A 20,004-nucleotide genomic window follows, 5' to 3' on the forward strand; every position below is an offset into this window, starting at 1 on the left:
CTAACTCACAGATGACTTTCAATTTAAGTGCACCATCCTTATCATGTAAGACAATTAAAGTTAAATTGAGATTCCCATGCGCGTAGATATTTGGTCAGATGTAGTCTGCCCGTTTTGCTATATTGGTAAAAAACGTTTAGAACATGTTGCAGCAGAAGCAGGCATTGAGCTTGAAATTTACTGGCATAGCTTTGAATTAGACCCCGATGCCCCTGCCGTTCATACCACCTCCAACACAGAACGTCTTGCACAAAAATATGGTCGTACCACAGCACAAGTGGAAGAAATGGAACGTCAAGTTGCAGCGATGGCAGCCGATGAAGGCATTGACTTTCAATGGCAAAAAGCCAATTCAGGCAATACCTTTAATGCACACCGTATTATTCACTTAGCACAAAGCCGTGGTTTAGGTAATGAAGCGAAAGAAGCTTTTTTTTATAGCTACATGACCCAAGGTTTAAATATTGGTGAACGTGAAACTTTAGAAGATGTAGCATCTAGAATTGGTTTAAACCCTGTTGAAGTCGATGATGTACTCGATTCAGATGAATTTGCCGAATTTGTCCGCCACGATGAAAAAATTGCCCACGAGCAACTTAAAGTCACAGGCGTACCATTTTTTGTATTTGATCAAAGAATTGCTTTAGCAGGGGCACAACCACGCGATGTTTTCTTACATGTACTTGAGCAAGCACAAGAAAAACGTGAAATAACCGATACCGAAACAACTGCTGCGAGTTGTACAGTATCCAATTGTGATTCGCCAGAATAAACCTTAGTCCTAAAGCAGTTATAATACTATTTGTAGATATAACTGCTTTAAATTCAAAGTAGATAAAGTATTTTGCTTTATTTTTTATCCAAATATTTTTTAAGTATTTTTCTTGGACTATAATCAATTATTCAGTTCTGTAACAATACACCATCATGCAACAACTACAACCATTTCTAAAAGATGAAATTAGTCTAGATGATCTCGATTTAGAGCAACTCATCGCACAGGTGCAACAGCTACCTGAGCCAGACTCAGAAGCTTATCGTATGCTTGAGCTCACTCTAAATCAGGCTTTAACACAATATCTTGACCGTGCAAAAAAATATATTAACAAGTAATGACTTATGAATTTATTAGAAAAAGCCCTACTGATTCAAGATATTAAAAAAAATATTCAGATTATTGAAACTCTGCATTTACCATTATTTGAGCGCGCCAAAGCGACTCATCGGCTTAAAGAAATTTTCCAGTTTTGTGAAAAACCTATTGTGCAAAAACGCTATCAAGGGTTAGCCCAATATTATACGCCTCAACAAATTAGCCACGAATGTGTAAAAAAAAGTGATTTTCAGAACAGTTATCGTGGTTTATTTAGTGAATCGTCATTATTACTTCAAGAACTAAATAAAAATCCGATGCTGGGTTGGGCCATTTTATATGAGCAAACGCAAAAACAATGGCAAATTTGGGTGATTCCACAAGCAAAAAAAGGCGTCATTCATAGCAGTTGGAAAGAACATTTAGATGAGGCTTATCTGTGGTTATCGCAACAACAAAAATTATTGCACTGTTTGATTTCAGATCGTGAGTTATCCTTACCAACAACAGCAGTCACCTCTACACGTCCTGAAACAACGCAGGAAACTTATCAAAAGAGTCATTCAATAACTCCAACCGAACCAGCCACGTTATTTAATACACAACAACTTCACCTTGAAGTTTTGAATGACAATAAATTTTCACTGCAACTTGGCAACTTAGCTACCATCTTTACCCCTATTCAAGTGCCTACTTTTTCTCAGTTAAATTTTGCTGTACAGGTTGAACAACTGGCACATTTAGATCCTCTTTTTTTATATTTAAGTCTATCTGATCAGGTTTCAGAGCTTTTAAATACACCTATTTTGGTGGCTGAACGGCTCAATGAAGCACAGCAACTGATGGGCTATGTGGTAATTTTTGGCGCTAGTCAAAGTAATGCGGCACAGCAATTGGCTGTGCAATATTGCTATACTTTACAACAACGACTGGGTACGATTAAGCGATTTTCTTGGACAGATTGGCAAAAAAATGCAGATAATTTAGAAGTATTTTTTGAAGATTATTTACAAAAAAGTGTGCTTTGGCAACCCAAACAAAAGTACCTGCTAATTCCTGAAGCATTGCTATTAACACAGCGTTTTATCCCCTTTGAAGAAACAGCAGCCGACTTAGATACGCCACTGATTTTAATCAAAGAACGAGCAAAATATCGTGTGATCCATGGCGCATCTCGTTTAAACTATCCATCCGATGCTTTAGGTTATCCGTGTATTGTTTTATCACGACAAATGGGCCTTTCATTACAAATCATGCGCCAAATCATTGATACGCTCAAACCACCAATTTCGGTGACGATGTTGCATGACGCTATTCAACAGTATGTAAAAAAATAAACATTTAAGTTTTATTTAATCTTTTAAAATCAAAATAAGTGGCTTAAACACCACTTATTTTATATTTGATCGCTGTGACACCCTACTCTTATGAAATATTTTGCATTTCCATTGCTCTTGGTTACAGCGAGTGTTTTAGCGCAAAATTTCTTACGACTGCCAGTTTTCTCTAATCCTTGGGCAGAAAGCAAAAGTAGTTGTAAAACATTAAGAAAATCTATTCATCGATACCGTTATCCACATCCAAAGTCTCAGCCAAACCCTTATCCTTACGCACCAATTTTTGACCCATATTCACCTGCTCTCGCGGCGGAATTAATGGCTGTGTTTGGACATGACTCCCTTGCAGATCGCACACAACGTTTTTATAACACTCATCAGGTGAAACGAAAATTTGGGATGCAAAAAGCCGCCAGTAAAGCGAAAACGGCCAAAGCACAACGAGCAACGATTCAATCTATTATTTCAAATTTATCTAAACAGCTGCCTTTTCAAAGTGATCTGAATTTAGGTTCCAATTCCGATACCGATGTATACGTTGAAGTTAATGCCAGTAAAGATTGGCAACTGAATCCAAGTTTAGATTTTAATACCCAACAAACCTTCCGTTATGGTGCACAAAGCCGCAACTACTCCGAAACCAACTTTAATTTCACGCAAAAACAACAACATCAGGCAATTGCCTCAAGTGCCCTTTCAGTCACAAAAACCTATGATGATACCTACAATTGGGAAAACCATTTATTTCGCAAACAAAAAATCAACCATGATCAAAGCCTGACGTATGGTCTTTATTCGAATGGCATTTATAACAAAGAAAAACGCGACATCGAGCTACAAAACTGGGGGCCGTATGTAGCATGGCGGCGACCACTCTGGCGTACGTGGCTATATCTGGAAAATGAACTGTCGTATTATCAAGATCGTACCAATGATAATAAAGGTGAATTTAGCACCAACATTCAATTTGAAATGGCATTTTAATAAAGCTTTAACTTTGTAACTACGCGCGAACTGACAGACGTAGATAAATCACGTAAACTGATTTTTCCTTCTGCGCAGAACTTGCCCGTCATGCACAAACACCATTTTGATGACACCCACGAAGACGATTTAATTCAGCCTGAACAACGTGCCAAAGCCGCAAGCCAAACCACATGGGTGAGTGTAATGGTGAATGTGTGCCTCTCGATTGTACAAATTCTAATTGGCTTATTTTCCAAATCTCAAGGTTTAATTGCTGATGGCATACATTCTTTAAGTGATTTAGTTGCCGACTTTATTGTGCTATTTGCCAATCATTTTAGTCAAAAAGATGCCGATGATAACCATCCTTTTGGGCATTATCGTTTTGAAAATGCAGCTTCTTTTATGCTTGGACTGATTTTAGTTATTGTTGGAATTGGTATGTCCATTTCAGCGATTGAAAAAATCATGCATCACCAAGATATTCCACAAGTGCATGGGATTGCGATTTATGTCGCCATGGCAGCTTTAGTGTCCAAAGAACTGTTGTTCCGCTACATGCTACGCATTGCCAAACAAGTTAAATCGAGTATGTTGGTTGCCAATGCATGGCACGCCCGTTCTGATGCAGCTTCGTCTTTTGTGGTGATGATTGGGATTTTAGGTAACTTAATGGGCTATCCTATTTTAGACCCTATTGCAGCACTTTTAGTAGCGTGCATGATTATTAAGATGGGAACTGAGTTTGGGTGGGAAGCATTAAGTGACTTAATGGATCGCGCTGCAGATGAACAAGATGTACAAGCCATTCAAGCAACAATTTTAGCAACAACAGGCATTCAAGGCGTGCATCAAATTCGCACCCGAAAAATGGGTGATATGATTATTATTGATGCTCACATTGAAGTAGATGGTGATTTAAATATACGGGAAGGCCATGATATTGCAGTCAATGTACGCAATCAAGTCATGCAAAAACATCGTGTCATTGATGTGATTACCCATATCGATCCTGTATAGAACTCACATCTGGTTATATAAAAAAACCGAGTGCAGATCACTCGGTTTTTTAGATTAGGTAGGATGTTTATTTCAACAATAAGTTATTGATCCGTTTGACATAAGCAGCTGGGTCTTCAGGTAAGCCACCTTCGGCAATCACCGCCTGATCAAAAATCACATTGGCTAGATCTTCAAAATGCGTTGAACTATCTAATTTTTGTACCAATGGATGCTCAGGGTTAATTTCCAAAATTGGTTTTAACTCAGGTACAGGCTGCCCTGCTTGTTTAAGCATACGAATCAGCTGTGGCGACAACTCACCTTCTGCGGTCACTAAGCAAGCTGGTGAGTCCACCAAACGCGTGGTCACACGCACTTCTTGGGTTTTGTCTTTTAAGGTATCAGAGAGTTTTTCAACCACAGGTTTAAATGCTTCTGCAGCTTGCTCGAGGGCTTTTTTCTCTTCTGCATCTTGCAAGTCGCCTAAATCTACTGCACCTTTCGATACATTTTGTAGCGGCATGCCATCAAAGTCATTGACGAAATTCATCGCCCACTCATCGACACGTTCAGACATTAATAGAACTTCAATGCCTTTTTTCTTGAATAATTCAAGCTGTGGAGAGTTTTTAGCAGCCGTTAAGCTATCCGCCGTCACGTAATAAATGGCTTTTTGCCCGTCTTTCATACGTGCTTTGTAATCGGCTAATGACGTGCTTACATCATCATTGATTGATGTTGCATAACGTAATAATTTTAAGATGCGCTCGCGATTACCAACGTCTTCACCTAAACCTTCTTTAATCACTGAACCAAATTCAGCATAGAAGGTTTTGAAGTTAGCTTGCTCTTTTTCATCGTCCGATTTAGCCAAACCATCAAGCAAAGTTAAAATACGGCGTGCGTTACCTTCACGAATGGTTTTCACATCGCGGCTTTCTTGCAGTAATTCACGGCTTACATTCAGTGGTAAATCGGCGCTGTCGACTACACCTTGCACAAAACGCAAATAATTTGGAATCAGATTATCTGCATCATCCATAATAAAGACGCGTTTTACATACAGTTTAATGCCCGCTTTGGCTTCACGGGTAAAAATGTCTTGTGCGGCTTTGCTTGGAACATACAACAACTGGGTATATTCAGTATTGCCTTCAACACGGTTATGCGTCCATGCCAATGGTGCTGCAAAGTCATGGCTTAGGTTTTTATAAAACTCGATATATTGCTCTTCACTCACTTCCGATTTATTGCGTGACCATAGTGCACTTGCCGAGTTAATCGCTTCCCACTCGTCAGTTTTAACATATTCACCAGCTTTAGGTTCTTCGCCTTCTGCAACTTCTTCTTGCTGCCAAACCTCTTTTTGCATTTCAATTGGCAAGCTAATATGGTCTGAATACTTGTTAATAATTTGCTTCACTTTATGCGCGTCTAAATAGTCCAACGCATCATCACGCAAATGCAGAATAATGTCTGTTCCACGTGAAACTTTACTGACGGTTTGAACTTCAAAATCACCCGTACCGCCGCTAATCCAACGTACAGCTTGCGCTGCATTTTCCCCTGCACGGCGTGACTCTACAGTAATTTTTTCCGCAACAATAAAGCCTGAATAAAAACCAACACCAAATTGACCAATCAATTGTGCATCTGATTTTTGATCGCCCGTAAGCTTCGACATAAAGTCTTTCGTGCCTGATTTGGCAATTGTTCCTAAATTATCAATCGCTTCTTGTTCAGTTAAACCAATCCCATTGTCTGAAATGGTAATGGTTTTTTGGTCTTTATCTAAACTTACACGTACACGTAAATCAGGCGCATCTTCAAATAATTCTGGCTGATTAATACCTTCGAAACGTAGTTTATCGCAGGCATCTGACGCATTTGAGATCAGTTCGCGGAGGAAAATATCAGGGTTTGAATATAATGAGTGAGTAACCAAATGCAATAATTGGGCAACTTCTGCTTGGAAGCTATGTTTTTGTGCAACATTCTGTTCGCTCATGTGTCACTCCTTTTTATGATATCAATATGAACTATAACGATGCAGTTATTGATGGAGATGATTCACAGAATTTCAATCCTAAAATTCAGAGCAACTTGCATAGCAAATAGGCAATCAAATTTTCAACACAAATTCTCTTTAAAAAGGCCCTTGGCTTAAAATCCGTGATTGAACAATATCATCTAGCTGCTGCTGACGTTGCTGATAAAGCTGAGTTAAACAGCGTTGCTGTTTACCACACGTATGCCGCTGCTTTAACCACTGTGCTTGCACACTTTTCTGTTGCTCTCGCCCACCCATAGGTAAGGCATGTAATACAAGCGCATAAGTCGTTGCCATTTTGACATCTGCATCATTTAAATGGCGTACTTGGCAAATGGTTTTCTCATCTGGCTGCATTGCCTGATTACAAGAAAAACTAGCCGCATGTAATGAAAAACTACTACTCAAACCGATTAAACATATACTCACATAAAACTTAATCTGCATGGCTTACTCCTTATATTAAGTCAACATTCCACCGTATAAGATACCCTCTTTATTTTGAACCACGTGGAACTTGGAAATGCTTACAAAACCTCAACTCTTAGACTTTAACCTTGTCTACATCAAGGCAATAGCAATTTTGATATGCGTTTCGTAAGCATTTTTACCGCAATAAAAAACCTCATTGCAATGAATGAGGTTTCCTCTTCTAACTCTGTTGCATAGAGACTTAGAAACGGTAGCTATAACCAATCGTGTAGACCCATGGATTCACATCCAATGTTCCAATTTTTTCACCATTGAGTTTTAGATCAGAACTTACATCAGCATAGCGTACATCAGCAAAAACACCCCAATTTTTGGCATCAGCAGGTTGGAAATTAAAGCCAACTTGTCCTGCAACACCATAAGCATTATCCGCCTTTAATTTAGCACCCTCAATTGCACCTTTGGTCTCTTCACCCCAAATAATTACAGCAGTTGCACCCACACCAACATAAGGTGTAAAGCCTGTTGAATTTTTAAAGTTATATTTAACGGTCAATGTTGGTGGTAAATGTTTAAATGATGCAATTTTTTCAGAATTACCACCGGCAACACTTGCCGTTACATCATGCTTAAATGGCGTTGCTAATAATAGTTCTGTAGAGATACCACTTTCCCCAAAGAAATACTCTACAGATGGGGTGAAACTAAAAGCATGATCCGCTTTTGCATTCGTGACCAGACCATTAGCCAAAGTATTGTCATCTTTTGAAGGTGCTAAAACACTGCCTCCCACCTTAACTTGCCAATTCCCAGCAAATGTTGCTGAAGACGCTGCTAATAATGATAAAACCAATAATTTTTTCAACATTTTTTATTTACCCCTCATCGGATAAATATAATCATAGAAGCTACTTTTACATTATGCAATCCGCTTTAAACACATAATTTAAATATTATTTACAAAACATTGATATATAATAATATTTATTTAAATCCAATCATTTTAATCAGATTTAATTTTCATAAAAAATATTATAATTTCGATTTAATTCCAATTAAAATACTCGGAATTATAGAATAAGTTAAGCTTCTCAATTTATAATACTTTCCAACCCAATAAAAGTTGTAAAAAAGAAAAGAGTTCTTAAAAATTCACTCTATTTTTGCTTTGACCACAGTTCCAATAAGACCCACTATCGAAAGTTAAAAATACGTTATGAACCTCAATATCAATCACAATTTTTTTAAAACAAATTAATTTTACCTAGAAACCAAAGAATTTTTTAATCGAACCTGTGCTTGTCTTTTTATGCTTCTTTCGATCATGCTCGCAACAAGCTATTTAACACGATAGTACACCCCATACTTATATTACGTGATTTTTCATATGATTTAGTGTTAGCTAAAAATGAGATTAACGACACAATATTCAGTAATATTTTGTTGAAATTGCGTACAGAACATTGATCATTTTACTTTTTTATGGGATTTTTGACGCATTCTATCGGCTAGTTTTAGCTTCATTTTTTTATTGGAGTGACTCATGCGTAATTTATCTCTTGTTATTGGTTTAAGTCTTGGCGTATTGAGCGCGACGACAGCATTTGCTGAACCGGCAGTACAACCGGGTACAACACTTGAAAGTCTCTCTCAAGCAACGATAAGCACAACTGTAAATGGGCAACCAGGCTCACTCAAAGAATTGCTACAAAGTGGTAAGTTCTTGCCCGTAACGCCTGAAACCGCAACTACAGATACGCCTGCACCAACAGATCAACCACCTGCTGCAACCCATACCACCCCAACAGCACAGTAAAAGTGCTAAAAAAACCAAGGCATCGTCCTTGGTTTTTTATTGCTAAAACAATTCTTTAAATTTCAATCTGACTGCCTAGCTCAACCACACGGTTGGTTGGTATTTGATAATAGTCACTTACAGGACTAGTATTACGATACATCGAAATAAACAGCTTTTCACGCCAAGGCGACATTCCCTCACCCACCGTATGAATCAGGCGATCACGCGAAATAAAGAAACTCAGTTGCATCATATCTAATTCAAACCCCAAAGAAGCATAGGCCTGCACCAAGGCTTTGGGCACATTCGGTTGGTCTTTAAAACCATAATAAAGAAAAATACGATAAAACCGATCATCCAATTTTTCAATAAATAAGCGTTCATCATCAGTGACATAAGGAATATCTTGCGTGATGACCGTGACCATCACATTACGCTCATGCAAGACTTTATTATGTTTAATGTTATGCAACATTGCATGAGGCACAATATTTGGCGTACCTGTTAAAAAGATGGCTTCGCCAGGAACATATTTGGTTTCATCACTCATCCCTACGCTTTTAATGAATAAATCTAACGGCAGTGCATCCTTTTCCAAACGAGCAAAGACAATTTCACGCCCACGCTTCCATGTCATTAAAATTGTAAATGCAGCTGCACCAATCACGATTGGTACCCATCCACCTGAAACAATTTTTAATGCAGTTGAGGCAACAAATACGCCATCAAGGGCTAAAAATGGGATCGCAAACAGGGCGACTTTCCACCACGGCCAACGCCATGACCCATAAGCCAAAACTGAAATTAAAATTGTGACACAAAGCATGGTCATGGTGACAGCTACGCCATAGGCACTTGCAAGATTACCGCTACTTTTAAATAAAATAATAAGAATAAAAACAGAGATATAGAGTACCCAGTTAATAAAGGGTACATAAATCTGTCCTTGCTCAATATCAGAAGTATGATTAATGGTTAAACGTGGCAAATAGCGTAATTGAATGGCCTGATTGACCATTGAAAAGACGCCTGTAATCACTGCTTGCGATGCAATCACCGCAGCAGCAGTTGCCAAGCCAATCGTTGGATATAACGCCCAATCAGGAACCATTAAATAAAATGGATGCGTCACCGCAGATGCATCGCGCAGCAATAGTGCACCTTGTCCAGCATAATTGAGTAATAAGCATGGACAAACCACAATAAACCACGCCAAACGAATTGGGAGTCGTCCAAAATGCCCCATATCGGCGTATAAAGCTTCGCCTCCTGTTAAGGTCAATACCACTGAACCCATCGCAATAAATGCTACAAAAGGTTGATGAATCGCAAATTCAACCGCCCAATATGGATTTACAAAATGCAAAATATGTGGCGTTTGGATAATGCTCCAAAGACCAAATAAACCAATTGAGATAAACCATACCAAGGTAATTGGACCAAAGAATTTACCCATCGTCGCAGTACCGTGACGCTGTACCATAAATAAAGCAGTCAGAATCCCAAGTGCAATTGGCATCAACCATTTATCAAAAGCAGGGGTGGCGAGACTTAAACCTTCAATCGCTGATAACACTGAGATGGCTGGGGTAATAATGCCATCTCCAAAAAAGAGCGATGCCCCAACAAAGCCAAGCGCAATCAAATAAATTTTTTTCTGATCGACAATACGTTTGGTACGCAGCAACAACGCCAATAGCGACATAATACCGCCTTCGCCATTGTTATCGGCACGCATAATAATCGAAACATATTTAAAGCTGATAGATAAAGTAATACACCAAAAAATCAGGGATAAAATACCAAATACAGTCGCTTCCGAAATTTGAACATGTGCACTCGAAAACGTCTGTGCAAACGCATATAACGGACTTGTTCCAATATCACCAAATACAACCCCTAGTGCTGCAAGGGTGATGGCAGGTAATGCAGGCTTTTTTGCGGTTTGTTGCATAAAAAAACGGCTATCATCAATTGTGATTGAGCGATTTTACCACTGTGCGAATGCTTTTGCTCAAAATCTATGTTTGCAACTTGGCAGGCTGATTTTTTTTCGGTATGATCGCGCGAATTGGTGAAGTGTCCGAGTGGCTGAAGGAGCACGCCTGGAAAGTGTGTATACGTTTATAGCGTATCGTGGGTTCGAATCCCACCTTCACCGCCAAATTGTAAAGAAGTAGCATAAAACTTAAAAACGAAAAGCTTAACGTAAATAACCAAAGTTCTGAATATCACTACTCAACAATCATAAATTTCTGAAAATAAATAATTAAATTTATAAGTCTTACCATTTTATACTACATGATAAAACTGCATTTCGACCTTCACCAATATTTACAAAAGTGCTGTTAGAGGCCCAATATTTTTTATTGAAGATATTATTAATATTCGCATTTAAAACGATATCTTGCTGAGCAATCGTGAAACTATAAGACAATCCAGCATTAACAAGAGCATATGCTGGTATTTCCAAGATATTGCTATTCGTTGCATACGATTTTCCATTATATCTTACATTACCATGTAGGCTTAATCCCTGAAGACTATTTAATAAATATTCTGCATTCAAAGTGCCGATATATTTTGGAACGCTTTCTGGACGATTACCCGTTAATTCAGCACTAGATTGACTTTTTTTATCAATTTTAGCATCTAAATACATCATACCTGCGCCTATGGTCAGCGAATCAATAGGCTTAAAAGATGCATTCAGCTCAAGACCACGATAATAGGTGAGACCATCTTGGCTAAGCTCATTATTTTCATTCTCAATAATCGCGGTACGCTGTATTTTAAACAAAGCTGCTGTTGCAAAAAATTGTGTTGTATCGTATTTAATCCCTAATTCATGTTGCTTACTTCTGGTCGCATTCAGCACTTCACCTGCATTTTTATAAATAGAACTCACACGCTGCCCTTCTTCAAGACTTTCTACATAATTCAAATACACCGTCATATTCGTTAATGGCTTATAGATCAAAGCCAATGTTGGGGTAGCTGCCTGAGTACTGTATCCTGAGTTAGATGTTGCATGATGAGTAGAATCTTCAGCATCATAAGACGTATAGCGCAAACCTAAAATAGTCTGAAATTGGTCATTAATTTGCACTTTATCACTCAAGAAAGCATAAGACTGTTCTACTACTGAGCGCGTAGCATTAAGTGAAAAATCTGGATGATGAGCAATAAGATAATTTTGTTTTTGGTATAAATTATCAACATAATCATCTAATCTAGGGCTTTTGTCTGAATAATAACTAGATGTTTTTAACCAACTTTTTGTATTACCGAATCCCATATGCAGATGATGTTGAACATTTTCTGTTGAAAGATTCCCTGAAAGCATCAATTGGTGGGCAAAACTTTTTTCAAGATATGCAAATTGTGTCAGGAAACCATTGTAATCTCCTGCTGCATTAACTAAAGAATTAAAGACAAAATTAAATTGATGCAATTTTTGCGTGTAGCCAAGTTGATATTTAAGCGACCAATCTGGGCTAAATTGCCAGTTCATAGCTGTATTTGCAGTAAATAATTGACTCTTATAAAAAGAATTATCTACAAGAAAATCATCATAAGCATAAGTTGGTTTTGGCAAACCAACAGTTAAGTTACCTAACAAAAAAATAGGTGGTTCATGTAATGTTTTCTTATTTTCATAAGAAAAATTTGTTGTCCAATTAACATTATCTGAAATTTTTTTATCTAAAGCGAACGAGCCAATATAACGGTTTTGTCCACTGCCATTATAAGCTTCGCCTTGTGTTGTACCCAAAATAAATCGATATCTCATATCCACTGTATGAAGATAATCACTTTGATCGATTAAAATATTCATTACACTCGGATTACGATAGCCAAATGTGATTTTAGTTTCAGGAGTACTTTTAGGACGCTTTAACTGATAGTCAATCGCACCACCTGGTGCTCCAAAACCATACATATACCCCGTTAAGCCCTTGAGTACTGTTATATTTTCGGTAAATTCTGTTGGATAATCCCCAAGCCATTCCGGTGGTGCTGGTATTTCATCAATATAAAAATTTCTTACTGGTAAACCTCTTATCATCACTCCCCACCAATTCGTCGACATCGTTGTACTTTGGCTATAAATTGCGGGATCTTTGATAAAAACTTGACCTAGTGTATCTGCTCCACGTTTTACTATATCTGCATCATCAATCGCAGTCATAGAAAATGGAGTATTCAGCACAGAGGAATGGCCAAGCACGCCTACTGTCATTTGTTTATTTAAATCTGAAACTGGAGCTTCAGCAGTAACTCGAATGGTTGCTAATTGCTCAAAAATACCTGTATTCAGATCAACATCCGTACTTGTTGAATTTTCAGCAAAAATACTCTGAAAAGAGCTACAACCTGTCAAAAAGGCAACAAAATATTTAACACTTAATTTAATTATATTATTCATCATTATAATTGACCAAAAATGCGTCACATGTCACATAGTATCACAATAATGTATAAAAATTATACTTTTAAATTCTATATATAAATGAATAACATAATTTTAAAGAAATATGAATTTACACAAATTTATGTATGATTCTGATATTTCGGATTAAAATTTTAAAATCCCTAGTATCAGGGATACAACAACAACAATAACTCAGTAAAAATAGGATTAAATATATGAATACTTTGAGTGTCTTAATGCCAAACTCTGATTTTGTCTTACCCGTGCCTATTTTAGTCCTTGAAGATGAACCATTGATTCAAAAACGCTTAGAACGGATCTTACTGAATATCGGATATTCTCAAGAAAATATTATTTTTGCACAAACACTGACTCAAGCACGAACGCAGCTTGAGAAACACTCGACCTCTTTTGCATTGGTTGATCTTGGCTTACCCGATGGTAGTGGTATCTCTTTTATCCAACATCTTAAAAATTATGACCCCTGCATTCCAATTTTGGTTATTTCAGCCTGGAGTACAGAAGATATGATTTTAGAAGCACTCATCACTGGTGCAACAGGTTATGTACTCAAAGAACGTGATGATCTCGAAATTACACTTTCTATTCGTAGTGTTCTTCGTGGTGGTGCACCAATTGACCCGTTTATTGCCCAAAAAATTCTTAATAAACTTCCCAATCCAAATTTAAATCCATCTAAAAATGAATCAGAGCAGCAAATTGAATCGGTGCTTTCTAAAAGAGAACACCAAATTTTATTCTTAGTTGCACAAGGTTTAAGCAATAAAGAAATTGCAGATCAATTAAACATTTCTCGAAATACAGTTGAGTCCCATATTAAACATATTTATCGGAAACTTTCGGTATGTACACGAATCAAAGCCGTTGGTGCTGCAAAATCACTTGGTTTACTCGACTAAAAAAATATGGTTTTTTTATTATTTTTTGGGGAAGTTTTTCTCAAGTTTATGCTTCTAATTTTAGTCATTTAGTTCTTACTCCTCAGGAGTTTAACTGTGAAATTAAAATAAAAAAAATAGATGCTATTCAGGCCTCTGCTAAGCAGCAATTAAGCAGCATTGCATCTTCTAAAAACTGGACGCCAGTTAGCTTGCCAGACTATTGGGAAAAGCGTTGGCGACACTATTCTGGCGTAGTGTGGTATAGAATTATTTGGTCAAAATACTGCTCTGACTCACACAATGAGCCACTTGCTTTAAATATTGAAAGCATCAATATGGCAGGTGAAGTTTACTTAAATCAAAATTTAATTTGGCGTGATCAAAATTTAGTAGAGCCTCTCAGTCGCAGTTGGAATATGCCACGCTATTGGCCACTGTCTTCATCCGATATTCTTGAAGGGGAAAATACTTTTTTTATTAAGGTAATTGGTGTTAGTACTCAAAATCCTGGTTTAGGAAAAACCTATATTGGCAACTTAAGTTCTATTATTAAAAAAAATAATGAATATTTATTTGAACATCGTACTTTATATTTTATTAATTTAATCATGTCTTTAACACTCGGGTTTATTGTTTTCTTTATTTGGTTAATGCGAAAAAAAGAGTCTGCTTACGGTTGGTATGCACTAACCTCCTTATTCTGGGGACTCTTTATTATTAATATATTAAATACAGAAACCTATCCTTTTACAGACAGTTTACAAATTGCCAAAGCTAATATTATTTTTTTAATTGGATATGTTCTTTCATTTAACTTATTCATTTGGCGATTTGCAGGAAAGAAAAATAATTTATTTGAAGGTATTATTCTTTCAATTTCTATTTTAGGAATCTTAGGATTAATAATTATTCCTATTCAATATTTAGGACTCATACTTTTATTTTTATTTTTATTTTGCCTTATTCTATTTATAATTTCTTGTCTTGCATACCAATGGTTCATATATAAAAGTGAAAGAATGGATACACGTATATTAGCATTAGTTTTATTATGCTTTATTCTAATTTCATGCAATGATTCATATCTGTTTTTTACGAAAAATATGGATCAACCTTATATTACCCCCTTTGCTGCACCATTAATGACCTTAGCAATTTCAGTCATCATCGCTTGGCGTATTGCACATGATGTAAATAAAATTCAAGAGTTTAATAAGACACTCGCCCAAACAGTAGAGCAGGTCACTACCGATTTAAACCAATCCTTAGCAAAAAAACATTTACTTGAACTTGAAAATATACGCTTGCAGGAGCGATTAAATCTTGCACATGATTTACATGATGGCTTAGGTGGATCTCTCGTTCGATCGATGATTTTAGTAGATAAAAGTCATCATATTGATAAATCTCATTTTTTATCAATCTTAAAATTATTACGCAGTGACTTACGCCAAGTCATCGACAGTGGTTCTAGCATAGGTGCTGAAGTACCAAATACTCCAACGCTTTGGGCAGCATCAATACGTCGAAGATTTGTAGAATTATTTGAAGAGATTGAACTTCAATCTACATGGAATATTCCTCAATTTTGGCAGACTACACCAACCTCTTTACAATGTATTACCCTGAGTCGAATTTTGGAGGAGATGCTGACGAATGTGCTTAAGCACAGCCAAGCGAATAATGTTGAAATTTCACTCACACAAGATGATGCACAATTATGTTTAATCATTGAAGATAATGGTATTGGCTTTGATCCTCAACAAGTACAACAAGGCTTACATGTAGGATTACATAGTATGCAGATTCGCGTGCAACGTTTAGGTGGAAACTTAAATATTTTATCGCGACATGGTCAAACCAGAATTTTGGTAACCTTACCTAAAACATCCTAAATTAAGGGAATCATTTTTTTAATTTATTTTAAAACAACTTACACGTAACTTATCACCTTTAATTTCAGAATAAAATTTAACGATTATAAATTAACTTTATAAAATCTTAATAGCTCTAGCTTTAAGCGATTATTAAATTCAAATCGGCAAGGCCTTTAATATAATTTATGAGGACTCTAGTGCAGGATACATTTATAAAAACCGACTTTAAAATCACCAGTTTCAGGTATTGAATAAAATATTAAAAAAACCTAAAGTTAAAAATTTTACATTTAAAACAATAGTTTAGAAAACAAAATTTCACATAAAACATATTAAAAATAACCAATTTCAGTGATTTTTAAACACTCATTCGGCTGTTAACTTAATACTACTGGGTTAGTTAATTAAAGCAGGAATGCTCAGTACTAATTCGGAAATTATAAATGAAATGGAGAGAGACAATGAAATTATTCACTCAATGTGTATTTACTGCACTGGTACTCGGTTCTGGTATAACAACAGCATTTGCAGATGATGTCAGTGCTGATCTTGCTAAATTTAGTTGGAGTGGCTGTACAACAACGGAAGGTTGTAGTTTAGAAATTCCAATTAAACTGGTCGTAGATAAAAAATGTGAAGTCACTGGTGGTGGTGCTATCGACCTTAAATCAACTGGTGGATCAGTTTCAAAAGACTATACCGTGACAACAAATACACCTTATATTTTAAATATTAGTACAGCAAATGCAGGAACTAAAAGTAGTACCTTTGTAAAACACAATACAGATCCATCAAAAACCATTAGTACAACCATCACCACAAGTGGCCCAAAGGGATTACTAGCATGGGGCAACACCAACATGGTTGGCTCTTCTTCTGACAAATATACGGTCACTGTCGCAAATAATGCGGTATCTGCAACTCAACTTGCTGGTACATATACAGATACCTATAAAGTTAACGTTAGTTACTAATCTAGCTCATCCATGCTAATTAATTTCGATTAATTAGCATTTTTCTTTTAAATCAAAGTGATATCGATGGTGAAACTTATGAAAAAATTACTTTTATCTTGCCTATTTTTATCAGCAACATCATCTTATGCCGGTATTGCTTTAGAACCTGTACAACTGTATATCCAAGATACAGCCCGTCAACGCAGCACAACCCTGTCAATTACCTCAACTGATACCGATCAAAAACGTATTTTTGAGGCACATATCTATAAATGGACACAAGATGAAAAAGGGGAAAATGTACTCACAGAGGATCCAAGTATCATCATTAATCCGAAAAGTTTTATTATTCAAGCGCAAGGTAAACAAGCGCTACGCATTGGTTTTAAGCAACCAATTGATTCAATTGTCCCTAAAGGTCAAGAAGGGACTTGGCGTTTAATTCTGAATGAACTTCCACAAGAAGCAAGCCCTGGAGCAAAAGTTGGTTTTTTATTAAATTTTAATATGCCTGTATTTGTCGGTGCTCAAGATGGGTTGAAGTTAGATACCCAATTTAAAAATAATACAATTGAAATTAAAAACTTAGCTCAATCTCATGTGCAAATCAGTCATTTACAGCTCCTAGATGTCAATAAAAAAGTTGTCTATGAAAATAAAGAAATGAAATACATTTTAGCCAATAAAACAGGCGCTTATCCAATCAATATGCCATTGAATAATACTCAACAGTACAGTATTGCGTTACAGACTGATAAAAGCCCAGAACAACAAATTTTAAAGTTTAATCCATAAAGTCCCAAGTATGCGTTTGGGGGAGCATTCAGATGAATAAAAAAACCATGTTATGCTTACTTATTCAGACCTGTATTGCGACCAAAATTTATGCAGAAATCCCTTCTGAAGAGATTCTCGCAAGCATCTGGATTAATCAATTAAACATGAATCAAGACATTGTCGTTTTGAAACAAAATGACCGCTACTATATTGATTGCCAAATCTTAGCTGACCGTGATGTCGATCTTAGCAAACTAGATCGTTCAGCAAGTAATGCTCATTTCTGTGCAGTATCTAACGAACAAAAAGACATTACGGCACAATTCGATGAATCTAGCCAATCTTTAAAAGTCGATATTGCCACCAATCTTTTTAAACATCAAAATGCAAGTGATACCCAACAAAAAGTCACGCCTGCAAATTTTGGTGGCTTTATTAATTATGAATTATTTTATAATTATCAAGATAACAATCAAAACACCAATCAAAGTTATAACACACTCATTCAATTGGGCTTGTTTAAAGATTATTGGTTATTTAATAATACTTTTGCTTACTATAATGAAGCAGATTTAAACAAAACTGTACGCGTCAACACAACATTACAATTTGATTTTCCAGAAAAACTCACCAACTTAGTCATTGGTGATGCAACCACACCTTATAATCCATTAATCAACTCATTACGCTTTGGTGGCATTAGTTGGGGAACCAATTATCAATCTCGCCCAGGCTTTGTTTATTGGAATGTACCAAGTTTACAAGGCAGCGCCAAAGTTCCATCAACGGTTGACCTCTATATTAATGGCGTTAGCGTCTACCAACAACAAGTGACGCCGGGTGACTATAACTTACAAGTCGGTGCTAATTTACAACAAACAGGCAATGCACAAATTGTTGTTGAAGATATTTTAGGCAATCGTAGTGTGCAGTCTTTTCCAGTACTGCTTAGCAATCAGTTATTAAGACCGGGGTTAAATGACTACAATATTTCACTGGGTAAACTGCGTTACAACTATAATTTAGATAGCAGTGATTACCGTAATTTTTTCACCAGTGGCTTTTTTCGCCGAGGAATTAGTCAAAATATATCTTTAGGTTTTAATGCCGCTTACTCACAAGACATTCAAAACCTAGGCATAATGTGGACTCAAGCAGTGGCCCATAGTGTTGTCGTCGATTTATTGGCCATGAGTTCTTATGACAAAAAAAGCCACCTTAGCTCGGCCTATGGATTTTCAACGAGCAAAGAATTTAAACGAGTTAGTTTAGGATTAAGCAGTCGTTACCAAGAACGCAATTATAAATTTATTGGAGATGAACTAACCGATAGTTTTGCGCCGATTAAATTTGAAAATTTAGTTTATCTCAGTTTTAGCAAAATTCCTTGGCTTGATAATATTAATCTAAATTATGCTGAGCAGCGTTATTATACTTCGAACAATCCAAGCTCTCGTAATCAGGATAATAAAGTTTTTACCCTTGGATTTACACGTCGAGTCACCCCAAAACTAGACCTTCAGGTTAATTATTTTAATGCCTTCGGTGCAACGAAAAATTCTGGTGCAGTTCTCGCACTAACCTATCGTTTTGACCAAAACAAAGCCATTCATGCAGCACAATCAACCAATAACGAATCTAACCTACAATTTGCTCAATATTCTAATCAGCAAACAGGTTTAGATTATAGTGTTGGGGTTAATCGTAGAAACAATCAAAATGTTTATAGCTTCGATGGTCGTTATAAAACCAATGTCGGTGACTTAGACTTTCAATATTATAAAACCCATAGCGGCAATCAAGCACAACTTAACTTTAGTGGCTCGATGGTATGGCTCGCCAATCAATTTGCCTTTACTAAATCGGTTAACAATGCTTTCGCTTTAGTGAAAGTTGACCAATATCCAAATATTGATTTGTATTTAACAAATTCTTTGGTCAATAAAACCAATAAAAATGGTTACGCATTTATCCACAATATTATTCCTTATGTCCCTTCAGAAATTAATTTGAACCAAGACCAATTACCTGTAGACGATAAAATTCTGTCTTCAAGTTATGTATTAACAGGGCTAAACCAGCGTGGCTATGTGATTAATTATCCAATTTATCATGCCCAAAATATTACAGTTCGCCCATTAACAACAGATCACAAACCTTTTGCCAAAGGCTCAGAACTTCATATCAATAATCCTGAAAAAGATATATATCCAATTGGTTCTGACGGCACAGCGACACTATATAGCTTAATTCCAGGGCAGTATCAGCTCGATATTTTTTCAAGCTCGCCCAATCAGTGTCGTACACAACTGACTGTTTCCGATCAAATCAAAGAAGATCAGGTTCTCGACCTGATTTGTCAATAATATGAGGATAAGA

General features: G+C 36.5%; 16 protein-coding genes and 1 tRNA gene. 12 read left to right on the forward strand and 5 right to left on the reverse strand.

The window, feature by feature from the left end; all coding sequences use genetic code 11:
• Window positions 1–76: 76 nt before the first annotated feature.
• From FXN70_RS06055 to FXN70_RS06075, 5 genes are all read left to right on the forward strand, one after another.
• Entirely contained in the window at window positions 77–772 is a 696-nt protein-coding gene (locus tag FXN70_RS06055) for a DsbA family oxidoreductase (RefSeq protein WP_324646572.1), read from the forward strand.
• 155 nt (window positions 773–927) lie between these two features.
• A complete protein-coding gene (locus FXN70_RS06060; protein ID WP_324646573.1) occupies window positions 928–1,113 on the forward strand; it encodes a hypothetical protein in 186 nt (61 codons plus the stop codon).
• Window positions 1,114–1,119: 6 nt separating this feature from the next.
• Window positions 1,120–2,430: a hypothetical protein gene (locus FXN70_RS06065; RefSeq protein WP_324646574.1), complete on the forward strand. Its 1,311-nt coding sequence runs from the start codon at window positions 1,120–1,122 to the stop codon at window positions 2,428–2,430.
• A gap of 90 nt (window positions 2,431–2,520) precedes the next feature.
• Entirely contained in the window at window positions 2,521–3,414 is an 894-nt protein-coding gene (locus FXN70_RS06070) for a hypothetical protein (RefSeq protein ID WP_324646575.1), read from the forward strand.
• 90 nt (window positions 3,415–3,504) lie between these two features.
• On the forward strand, window positions 3,505–4,416 hold the full coding sequence (locus tag FXN70_RS06075; protein WP_324646576.1) for a cation diffusion facilitator family transporter: 912 nt from the start codon (window positions 3,505–3,507) through the stop codon (window positions 4,414–4,416).
• A 67-nt stretch (window positions 4,417–4,483) separates the two neighbouring features.
• Here the strand turns inward: FXN70_RS06075 and htpG are convergent, their stop codons facing one another.
• The 3 genes from htpG to FXN70_RS06090 form a co-directional block, all read right to left on the reverse strand.
• The gene (gene htpG, locus FXN70_RS06080) at window positions 4,484–6,406 is read right to left on the reverse strand and encodes a molecular chaperone HtpG (RefSeq protein WP_324646577.1); all 1,923 of its coding nucleotides are present in this window, start codon (window positions 6,404–6,406) and stop codon (window positions 4,484–4,486) included.
• Window positions 6,407–6,544: 138 nt separating this feature from the next.
• A complete protein-coding gene (locus FXN70_RS06085) occupies window positions 6,545–6,895 on the reverse strand; it encodes a hypothetical protein (RefSeq protein ID WP_324646578.1) in 351 nt (116 codons plus the stop codon).
• Between the two features lie 226 nt (window positions 6,896–7,121).
• The gene (locus FXN70_RS06090; RefSeq protein WP_324646579.1) at window positions 7,122–7,748 is read right to left on the reverse strand and encodes an OmpW/AlkL family protein; all 627 of its coding nucleotides are present in this window, start codon (window positions 7,746–7,748) and stop codon (window positions 7,122–7,124) included.
• Window positions 7,749–8,423: 675 nt separating this feature from the next.
• Between FXN70_RS06090 and FXN70_RS06095 the strand changes: the two genes are divergently transcribed.
• The gene (locus tag FXN70_RS06095) at window positions 8,424–8,696 is read left to right on the forward strand and encodes a hypothetical protein (RefSeq protein ID WP_324646580.1); all 273 of its coding nucleotides are present in this window, start codon (window positions 8,424–8,426) and stop codon (window positions 8,694–8,696) included.
• Between the two features lie 55 nt (window positions 8,697–8,751).
• Here the strand turns inward: FXN70_RS06095 and FXN70_RS06100 are convergent, their stop codons facing one another.
• On the reverse strand, window positions 8,752–10,632 hold the full coding sequence (locus tag FXN70_RS06100) for a potassium transporter Kup (RefSeq protein WP_324646581.1): 1,881 nt from the start codon (window positions 10,630–10,632) through the stop codon (window positions 8,752–8,754).
• A 119-nt stretch (window positions 10,633–10,751) separates the two neighbouring features.
• On the opposite strand from FXN70_RS06100, the gene FXN70_RS06105 reads away from it, so the two are divergent.
• Window positions 10,752–10,842: transfer RNA gene (locus FXN70_RS06105), tRNA-Ser, on the forward strand.
• A 120-nt stretch (window positions 10,843–10,962) separates the two neighbouring features.
• Here FXN70_RS06105 and FXN70_RS06110 read toward each other — a convergent pair.
• Window positions 10,963–13,110, reverse strand: coding sequence for a TonB-dependent siderophore receptor (locus tag FXN70_RS06110; protein WP_324646582.1), 2,148 nt, complete (start codon window positions 13,108–13,110; stop codon window positions 10,963–10,965).
• A gap of 218 nt (window positions 13,111–13,328) precedes the next feature.
• Here FXN70_RS06110 and FXN70_RS06115 point away from each other — a divergent pair, with 218 nt between their 5' ends.
• The 5 genes from FXN70_RS06115 to FXN70_RS06135 all read left to right on the forward strand — a co-directional run bounded on the left by FXN70_RS06115 (window position 13,329) and on the right by FXN70_RS06135 (window position 19,991).
• Entirely contained in the window at window positions 13,329–14,033 is a 705-nt protein-coding gene (locus FXN70_RS06115; RefSeq protein ID WP_324646583.1) for a response regulator transcription factor, read from the forward strand.
• On the forward strand, window positions 13,979–15,910 hold the full coding sequence (locus FXN70_RS06120; RefSeq protein ID WP_324646584.1) for an ATP-binding protein: 1,932 nt from the start codon (window positions 13,979–13,981) through the stop codon (window positions 15,908–15,910). Before FXN70_RS06115 ends, FXN70_RS06120 begins: the two co-directional genes overlap by 55 nt.
• Before the next feature lie 443 nt (window positions 15,911–16,353).
• On the forward strand, window positions 16,354–16,866 hold the full coding sequence (locus tag FXN70_RS06125; RefSeq protein WP_324646585.1) for a hypothetical protein: 513 nt from the start codon (window positions 16,354–16,356) through the stop codon (window positions 16,864–16,866).
• A gap of 78 nt (window positions 16,867–16,944) precedes the next feature.
• Window positions 16,945–17,643: a molecular chaperone gene (locus FXN70_RS06130; RefSeq protein ID WP_324646586.1), complete on the forward strand. Its 699-nt coding sequence runs from the start codon at window positions 16,945–16,947 to the stop codon at window positions 17,641–17,643.
• A gap of 32 nt (window positions 17,644–17,675) precedes the next feature.
• Window positions 17,676–19,991 carry a fimbria/pilus outer membrane usher protein gene (locus tag FXN70_RS06135; protein ID WP_324646587.1) on the forward strand — a complete coding sequence of 772 codons (2,316 nt, stop codon included), beginning with the start codon at window positions 17,676–17,678 and terminating at the stop codon, window positions 19,989–19,991.
• Window positions 19,992–20,004 lie beyond the last annotated feature (13 nt).

Source organism: Acinetobacter sp. MD2 (assembly GCF_035615575.1).
Lineage (GTDB): Bacteria > Pseudomonadota > Gammaproteobacteria > Pseudomonadales > Moraxellaceae > Acinetobacter.